The following is a 7,976-nucleotide window of genomic DNA, read 5'->3' as shown; positions in this document are numbered from 1 at the left end:
GCGTACGGGCGCCAGGCACACCCGCGCCCGGCGCCCGTACGCCCAGCCGATCTCGGGGTCGAGCAGGAGCGCCCGGTCCAGGGCCGCCAGCGCCTCGTCCGGCCGGGACAGGGACAGCAGCGCCGAGGCCACCGCCGCGTGCAGCGCGCCCTGCCCGGGGTCGAGCGCCACCGCCCGCGCCAGCGACTCGTACGCCTCCTCGTACCGTCCGAGCGCCAGCAGCACCCGGCCGCGGCCCGCCACCGGCACCGCGTCCGCCGGGTCCTGCCCGGCCGCCGCCGCGTAGTCGCGAAGGGCCTCCTCGTACCGCCCGGCCCGCCAGTACGCCTCCCCCCGGGCCGCGCGCACCCCCCGGTCCCCGGGACCGGCCAGGGCCACCGCCCGGTCCAGGTCGGCCAGTTCGGCCGCCGTCTCGCCCAGGTCCGCCAGCAGGAACGACCTCTCCAGCAGCGGCGGCACCCCGGAGCCGGGCAGGCGTACCGCCCGGTCCAGGTCCGCGCGCGCCCCCGCCACCCGCCACAGCCGCCGCCGCACCCGGCCGCGCCAGGTGAGCGCGTAGGCGTCGTCCGGTGTCTGCGCGACCGCCCGGTCCAGGTCCGCGGACGCGCCCTCGGGGTCGCCCAGTTCGGTGCGCAGCCGGGCCCGCATGACGAGCGCCCAGGTGTAGCCGGGCTCCAGCTCCAGCGCGCGGCCGAAGTCGGTCAGCGCCTCCTCGTGGCGGCCCAGCGCCTCCAGGGACAGGGCGCGGCTGCCGAGCGCCCACGCGTACGACCCGTCGAGGGCGAAGGCCCGTCCGTACTCCGCCACCGCCTCCTCGTGGCGGCCCGCCGAGCGCAGGACGTCGCCGCGCTCGCCGACCACCCACGCGGGCTGCGCCGACAGCCGTTCCGCACGGTCCAGGTCGGCCAGCGCGCCCGCCGGGTCCCCGAGGCCGCGCCGCACCTGGGCCCGGCGCACCAGCGCCCACACGTAGTCCGGGTTCAGCTCCAGGGCCCGGTCCAGGTCCGCCAGGGCGTCTTCCAGCCGGCCCGTCTGGTGGCGGATCCGGCCACGGCTGGCGGGTGCCCAGGCGTCACCCGGGTCGAGGAGGATCGCGCGGTCCAGATCCGCGAGCGCCTCCTCGAAGAGCCCCAGCCGCCGGTACATGTCGCCCCGGTAGCCGATGTAGTACGCGTCGTCCGGCGCCAGTTCGCACGCCCGGTCCAGATCGGGCAGCGCCGCCGCCGGGCCGTGCAGGGCGCACCGCGCCACCGCCCGCCCGTAGTACGCCCGCGCCCGGCCCGGGTCGAGCGCGATCGCCTGGTCCAGCTCGGTCAGCGCCTGTTCGTGGGCGCCCGCGTGGCGCATCTCCCGGGCCCGGACGACATGGGCCGCCGCGCGGCCCGCCGCGTCCAGGCCGCCCCGGGACAGCAGCAGGCCCACCACCCGGTCCACGCCCGCCCGTTCGTCGGCGAGGGCCGCCAGGCAGTCCGCGCCCCAGCGCCGCAGCGGCCCGTCGTCGGCGTCCTCGCCGGCCTCGGCGAGCGTGGTGGCCCAGCGGCGGGCGGCGGCGGGCCCGGCCTCGCAGGCGTCCACACCGTCGCGCAGCATCCGGGCGAGCGCGGCCCCGGGCCGGGCGCACAGCAGGTGGTACGACTCCTCCAGGCGCAGTTCGCGCCACCGCTCGCCGCTCCACGGGAGCCGGGCGGGGACCGGCCCGGCGGCCTCGCGGCGCGCCCCGAGCGCCTCGGCGAGCCGGTGGTGGCAGTCGCTCCAGCGCTGCGGGGAGCCGGTGCGCTGGACGCCGAGCATGGCCGTGCGCACCACCGGGTGGTACTGGGCGCCCCCGCCGTGGTCGCTGACGAACGGCAGGGACCGCAGCCACCCGTACAGACCCGCCGCGTCCTCGTCGACCGCCGCCCGGAACACGTCCTCGTCGATGCGGCGGGGCAGCGCGCAGGCGAGCGCGGCGGCCCGGCGCACCGGGTCGCCCTCCCACTTCAGGAAGCGGTCCACGGCGGTGGCGCCGGGGGCGCGCGCGTCGCCGGGGTTCTGGGCGAGCGTGGAGACCAGGACGGGCAGCCGTCCCGAAAGACGCAGCACATCGCGGACGACGTCCTCGTCCACCACGCCCTTGGCGGCGAGCAGTTGGCGCGCCTCGGTCTCGGTGAACAGGTCCAGGGGCAGCTCGGCCACCAGGTCGGCGCTGTCGGCCCAGCAGCCGGGGTCGAGCCGGCGCTGTCCGGCGAGGACCACCACGACCTGGGCGGGCAGCGCCCCGTACCGCTCGGTGGTGATCAGGTCGCGCAGCCAGGTGTCGAGGAAGGGCGAGGTGCGCTCGTAGGTGTCGAAGAAGAGCACCGTCCACGGCGCCTCGTCGGCGAGCCGCGCCAGCTCCGCGACGAAGACCGGGGTGAGGGCCCGCACCGGGTCCAGGACCAGCTGGGCGTCCTCCTGCTTGCCGAACCGGGCGCTCAGGGCCGCCCGCGCCCGGTCGGCGCCCTGGGCGAGCTGCTGGGCGTCCACCGCGCCGGTCAGCGCGCCCACGCCCGGCACCAGGCCGAGGCCCGCCAGGGACGCCTGGGCGAGCACCGAGGCGCCGGGGGACGGCCCGGAAGCGGTGGGGGCGGCGGCGGACTCCGCCTCGTACCGCATCCGGCGGTAGGTCGCGAGGAGCCGCTCCAGGGACTTCAGGGGGTGTCCCTGGCGGGCGAAGTGGGCGCAGAGCGCGGCGAGCGTCTCGGGGACGCTGTTGACGGCCTCGTCGGCGCACGCCGTCACCGCGCCGCGTTCGCGCGCGGTGTGTTCCAGCTCGCGCACCAGCGAGGTCTTGCCGACCCCGGCGGCCCCGTGGACGTGGAAGACGAACCGGTGCCGCTCGTCGTCGACGGGGATGTCGAAGTTCTGCCGGAACAGGGCCAGTTCGCCCCGCCGCCCGACGAACCCCGCCCGTCTGCGCCGCCGGATGAGCTCCTGCATCGACGCTCTGCCCGCTGCCATGGGATCAGTATGCGGCGCCCCCCTGACAGCGGGCCCGCCGGTTCCTCAGTCCCCCAGGACCGGCAGGAGCTCCGGCAGATGGCCGTCGGAGGCGAGCGCCGCGGCCCGCCGCTCGGGCGGCACCTCGCCGTACAGCGTGGTGCGCGGCCTGGCCGGGCGGCCCGCCGCCTCCGCGATGGCCACCAGGTCCTTGATGGAGCGGTACGAGCCGTAACTCGACCCCGCCATGCGGGAGATGGTCTCCTCCATCAGGGTGCCGCCGAGGTCGTTGGCGCCCGAGCGCAGCATCTCGGCGGCGCCCTCGGTGCCCAGCTTCACCCAGCTGGTCTGGATGTTCGTGATGTGCGGGTGGAGCAGGAGGCGGGCCATCGCCATCACCGCGCGGTTGTCGCGGGTGGTGGGGCCGGGGCGGGCGATCCCGGCCAGGTAGACGGGCGCGTTGGTGTGGATGAAGGGCAGCGTCACGAACTCGGTGAAGCCACCGGTCTCCTGCTGGATGCGCGCGAGCGTACGGAAGTGGCCGAGCCAGTGGCGGGGCTGGTCCACATGGCCGTACATCATCGTGGAAGAGGAGCGGATGCCCAGCTCGTGGGCGGTCTTCACCACCTCGATCCAGGTGGCGGTGGGCAGCTTGCCCTTGGTGAGGATCCAGCGGACCTCGTCGTCGAGGATCTCGGCGGCCGTGCCGGGGATCGAGTCGAGCCCCGCCTCCTTGGCGGCGGTCAGCCACTCCCGGATGGACAGGCCGGTGCGGGTGGCGCCGTTGACGACCTCCATCGGCGAGAAGGCGTGCACGTGCATGCCCGGTACGCGCTCCTTGACCGCGCGCGCGATGTCGAAGTACGCGGTGCCCGGCAGGTCCGGGTGGATGCCGCCCTGCATGCACACCTCCACCGCGCCCAGCTCCCAGGCCTGTTCGGCCCGGTCGGCCACCTGCGACAGCGACAGGGAGTAGGCGTCGGCGTCGGTGCGGCGCTGGGCGAACGCGCAGAAGCGGCAGCCGGTGTAGCAGACGTTGGTGAAGTTGATGTTCCGCGTGACGATGTACGTGACGTCGTCGCCCACCACGTCCCGGCGCAGCTCGTCCGCGATCCGGCAGAGCGCGTCCAGGGCCGGGCCGTCCGCGTGCAGCAGCGCCAGCGCCTCGTCGTCGGTCAGCTTCGTCGGGTCGTCGGCGGCGGTGGCGAGGGCGGCCCGGACGTCGGTGTCGATCCGGGACGGCGCCATTCCGGGGGCCGCCGCCTCCCGCAGCGCCTCCCAGTCGCCGTACACCTCGTCGAAGTCGTCGCGCCGGTCGGCGGTGCGGCCCTCGGTGTCGATGGTGCGGTGCAGATCGGTGCGGCCCGTGGAGGTGAAGGCCTCCTCGGGCTCCTGCCACGGGTGGCCCTCGACCACCGCGTCCGGCCGGGCCAGGCCCGTCAGCGGGTCCGCGAGCGCCCGTACGTGGGGCAGCAGCCGCGGGTCCAGCCAGGGCTCGCCGCGCAGCACGAACTCGGGGTACACGCACAGCCGTTCGCGCAGCTCGAAGCCGGCGGCGGCGGACTCCGCGGCGAGCTGCTCGATCCGCGGCCAGGGCCGCTCCGGGTTCACATGGTCGATGGTGAGCGGCGAGACCCCGCCCCAGTCGTCGATGCCCGCCCCGATGAGCCGTCCGTACTCGCTGTCCACCAGGTTCGGCGGTGCCTGGAGGCAGGCGGAGGGGCCCATGATGTGCCGCGCCACGGCGACCGTGGCGACCAGCTCGTCCAGCTCCGCGTCGGGCATGCCGCGCATCGCGGTGTCCGGCTTGGCGCGGAAGTTCTGGATGATCAGCTCCTGGACGCCGTGGTACGAGCGGGCCACGCGGCGCAGCGCGAACAGCGACTCGGCGCGCTCCTCGTACGTCTCGCCGATCCCGATGAGCAGCCCGCTGGTGAAGGGGACGGAGGAGCGGCCGGCGTCCTCCAGGACCCGCAGCCGTACGGCGGGCTCCTTGTCCGGGGAGCCGAAGTGCGGGCCGCCCGGCTCGGACCACAGCCGGGTCGCCGTCGTCTCCAGCATCATGCCCATGCTCGGGGCGACCGGCTTGAGCCGCTGGAAGTCGGTCCAGGACAGCACCCCCGGGTTGAGGTGCGGCAGCAGGCCGGTCTCCTCCAGGATGCGGATGGAGATGGCCCGTACGTACGCGATGGTGTCGTCGTAGCCGTGCGCGTCCAGCCACTCGCGGGCCTCGGGCCAGCGGTCCTCCGGCTTGTCGCCGAGGGTGATCAGGGCTTCCTTGCAGCCGAGCGCGGCGCCCCGGCGGGCGATGTCCAGGACCTCGTCGGGGGACATGAACATCCCGTGCCCGGCCCTGCGCAGCTTGCCGGGGACGGTGACGAAGGTGCAGTAGTGGCACTTGTCCCGGCACAGCCGGGTGAGCGGGACGAAGACGCTCTTGGAGTACGTGATGACTCCCGGGCGGCCCGCCGCCGCCAGGCCCGCGTCGCGCACCCGGGCGGCGGAGGCGGCGAGGTCCACCAGGTCCTCGCCGCGTGCCCGGAGCAGTACGGCCGCCTCGGCGGTGTCCAGCGCGACACCGTCCCGGGCGCGTCTCAGGGCTCGCCGCATCGCGTTGGCGGTGGGTGCGGGTGCCTGCGGTTGCTGCGCGCTGGAGGTCATCCCCCGAGCATACGAGCGGGGGCCCGGCCGGGGTGCGGGGGCTTTGGGTGCGGACCCCGGCGCGCTCAGGCCGCGTTCAGGAACGGCCCGAAGTCGTCCAGCGCCTCCAGGACCGTCGCCTCGTCCGCCGACGGGAGCTGGACGATGACCTCCTCGATGCCCAGCCGCTCGTAGTGGGCGAGCTTGCCCGGGTCGGGCAGGACCGCGTACGGCACGACCCGGAGGTCGCCGGGGGCGCGGCCCGCCTCCTCCCAGGCGCGGCGCAGCAGCGGCAGGGAGTCGGTGAGCCCGCCGCCGCCGATCGGCAGCCAGCCGTCCGCGTGCTCGGCGATGTGCGCGAACAGCTTCGGCCCCGCCGCGCCGCCGAACAGGACGCGCGGCGCCCCGTTCCGTACCGGCTTGGGGTGGGCCTCGCTCGCCCGCACCGAGCCGAAGCGGCCCTCGTACGCGGTGGGCTTCTCCGCCCACAGCGCCCGCATCAGGGCCAGGCGGTCGTGGACCAGCTCGCGGCGGGTGGACCACTCCACCCCGTGGTCGGCGGCCTCCTCGCGGTTCCAGCCGTAGCCGACGCCGAGGGTGAAGCGGCCCCCGGAGAGGTGGTCCAGGGTGGCGGCCTGCTTGGCGAGGTCGATCGGGTCGTGCTGGGCCACCAGCGTGATGCCGGTGCCGAGGTCCAGCTCCGGGGCGACGGCGGCGACCTGCGCGAGGGCGACGAAGGGGTCCAGGGTGCGGCTGTACTGGCGGGGCAGCTCGCCGCCCGGCGGGTACGGCGAGAGGCGCTCGACGGGGATGTGGGTGTGCTCCGGCAGGTACACCCCGGCGAATCCGCGCTCCGCCAGCTCGCGGGCGAGCCGGACGGGAGTGATCGTCTCGTCGGTGAGGAAGATCGTGGTGGCGATACGCATCCCCACTTCCTATCCCCGCGCCCCTCCAGGTGCAAGGGATACCGCCCGGCCACACGGGCGCCACGGACCGGCCATCGCCCAACCGCCGCCCCTTGCCCGGACGTTCATACGCGCGTACGACTGTGGACAGCGACGGACACGAACCGACAGGCACCCTTCCCCCCCCCGCCGGGAGCACACGCCATGACCGGATCCGAGGACAGAGCCCAGGACGGCACCCGCGACGCCACGCTGGGGCGGCGCGCCCTGTTCGTGACGGGAGCGGCCACCGCGCTCACGCTGGGAACCGTGAGCTTCGCGGACGCGGCGCCCGGGGGTGGGGGCGGTGGTTCAGGCGCTTCCGGCGGTTCCGGGGAGGCGACCCGGGTCGTCACCGGAACCCTGCCGCCCGGCGCGCCCGACTTCGTCTRTCTGCCGGTGGAGGTCCCGCGCGGGGTGCGCGAGCTGGCCGTGGCGTACACGTACGAGAAGGCGGCCGTCCCGGCGGGCRCGCCGAACAACGCGCTGGACATCGGCGTCTTCGACGAGCGCGGTACCGAACTGGGCGGCCGGGGCTTCCGGGGCTGGTCGGGCGGGGCCCGCACCGAGTTCTTCATCCGGGCGGACGCGGCGACCCCCGGCTACGTCCCCGGCCCGGTGCGCGCCGGGACCTGGCACATCGTGCTCGGCCCCTACACGGTCGCGCCGCAGGGCCTCCCGTACACCGTGACGGTCACCCTGAAGTACGGCGAGCGGGGCACCACACCCCGGCCGGTGTACCCGCCGGCCCGCGCGCGGGGACGGGGCCGGGCCTGGTACCGGGGCGACTGCCATCTGCACTCCTGGTACTCCGACGGCCGGCGCACCCCCGCCGAGATCGCGGCGCTCGCGCGGGCGGCGGGCCTGGACTTCATCAACACCTCCGACCACAACACGCACGCCTCGCACCCCGCGTGGGAGGGCCTGTGGGGCGACGACCTGCTGATCCTCACCGGCGAGGAGATCACCACCCGCAACGGCCACGTGCTGGCGCTGGGCGTCGACCCGGGCACCTTCGTCGACTGGCGCTACCGCGCCCGCGACAACCGCTTCGGCCACTTCGCCCGGGAGATCCGGCGCGCCGGGGGGCTGGTCGTCCCGGCCCATCCGCACGGCACGTGCGTCGGCTGCAACTGGAAGTTCGGGTTCGCCGAGGCGGACGCGGTGGAGTTGTGGAACGGGCCGTACACCCCCGACGACGAGGTCTCGCTCCAGGAGTGGGACAACACGCTGGCGGTGGCGGCGCGTTCGGGCGGGCGGTGGACCCCGGCGATGGGCAACAGCGACGCGCACCGGGACCCGGACCGGATCGGCGGCCCCCAGACGGTCGTCCTCGCCGACGACCTGTCCCGGCAGGCCGTCCAGGCGGGCCTGCGGGCGGGCCGCTCGTACGTCGCGGAGTCCTCGGCGGTCTCGCTGGCGTTCGGGGTGACG

At 75.5% G+C, this 7,976-nt stretch carries 4 protein-coding genes; 1 reads left to right on the top strand and 3 read right to left on the bottom strand.

Translation table 11 applies throughout. The features are described from left to right. The 3 genes from ACJA3G_RS24250 to ACJA3G_RS24240 all read right to left on the bottom strand — a co-directional run. On the bottom strand, window positions 1-2,979 hold a 2,979-nt coding region (locus ACJA3G_RS24250), incomplete at its 3' end, for a tetratricopeptide repeat protein (protein WP_406555151.1). A 45-nt stretch (window positions 2,980-3,024) separates the two neighbouring features. Then, window positions 3,025-5,619 (bottom strand): bifunctional FO biosynthesis protein CofGH, encoded by a 2,595-nt coding sequence (locus tag ACJA3G_RS24245; RefSeq protein ID WP_406555150.1) that lies wholly within the window; start codon window positions 5,617-5,619, stop codon window positions 3,025-3,027. A gap of 65 nt (window positions 5,620-5,684) precedes the next feature. Beyond that, entirely contained in the window at window positions 5,685-6,524 is an 840-nt protein-coding gene (locus tag ACJA3G_RS24240) for a TIGR03619 family F420-dependent LLM class oxidoreductase (protein ID WP_406555149.1), read from the bottom strand. A 183-nt stretch (window positions 6,525-6,707) separates the two neighbouring features. Between ACJA3G_RS24240 and ACJA3G_RS24235 the strand changes: the two genes are divergently transcribed. Continuing rightward, window positions 6,708-7,976, top strand: a 1,269-nt coding sequence (locus tag ACJA3G_RS24235) for a CehA/McbA family metallohydrolase (protein ID WP_406555148.1), incomplete at its 3' end; no start/stop codon positions are given.

Origin of the sequence: Streptomyces sp. YS-3 (assembly GCF_045257485.1) — a bacterium.
Taxonomy (GTDB): Bacteria; Actinomycetota; Actinomycetes; order Streptomycetales; family Streptomycetaceae; genus Streptomyces.
The sequence above is the reverse complement of the archived record's forward strand: the minus strand, read 5'-3'. Positions and strand labels throughout refer to the sequence as shown.

What these genes read in the sequence shown, in the direction of transcription:
- ACJA3G_RS24245 (WP_406555150.1), bottom strand. Translation starts at nt 5,619, where the DNA reads ATGACCTCCAGCGCGCAGCAACCGCAGGCACCCGCACCCACCGCCAAC.
- ACJA3G_RS24240 (WP_406555149.1), bottom strand. Translation starts at nt 6,524, where the DNA reads ATGCGTATCGCCACCACGATCTTCCTCACCGACGAGACGATCACTCCC.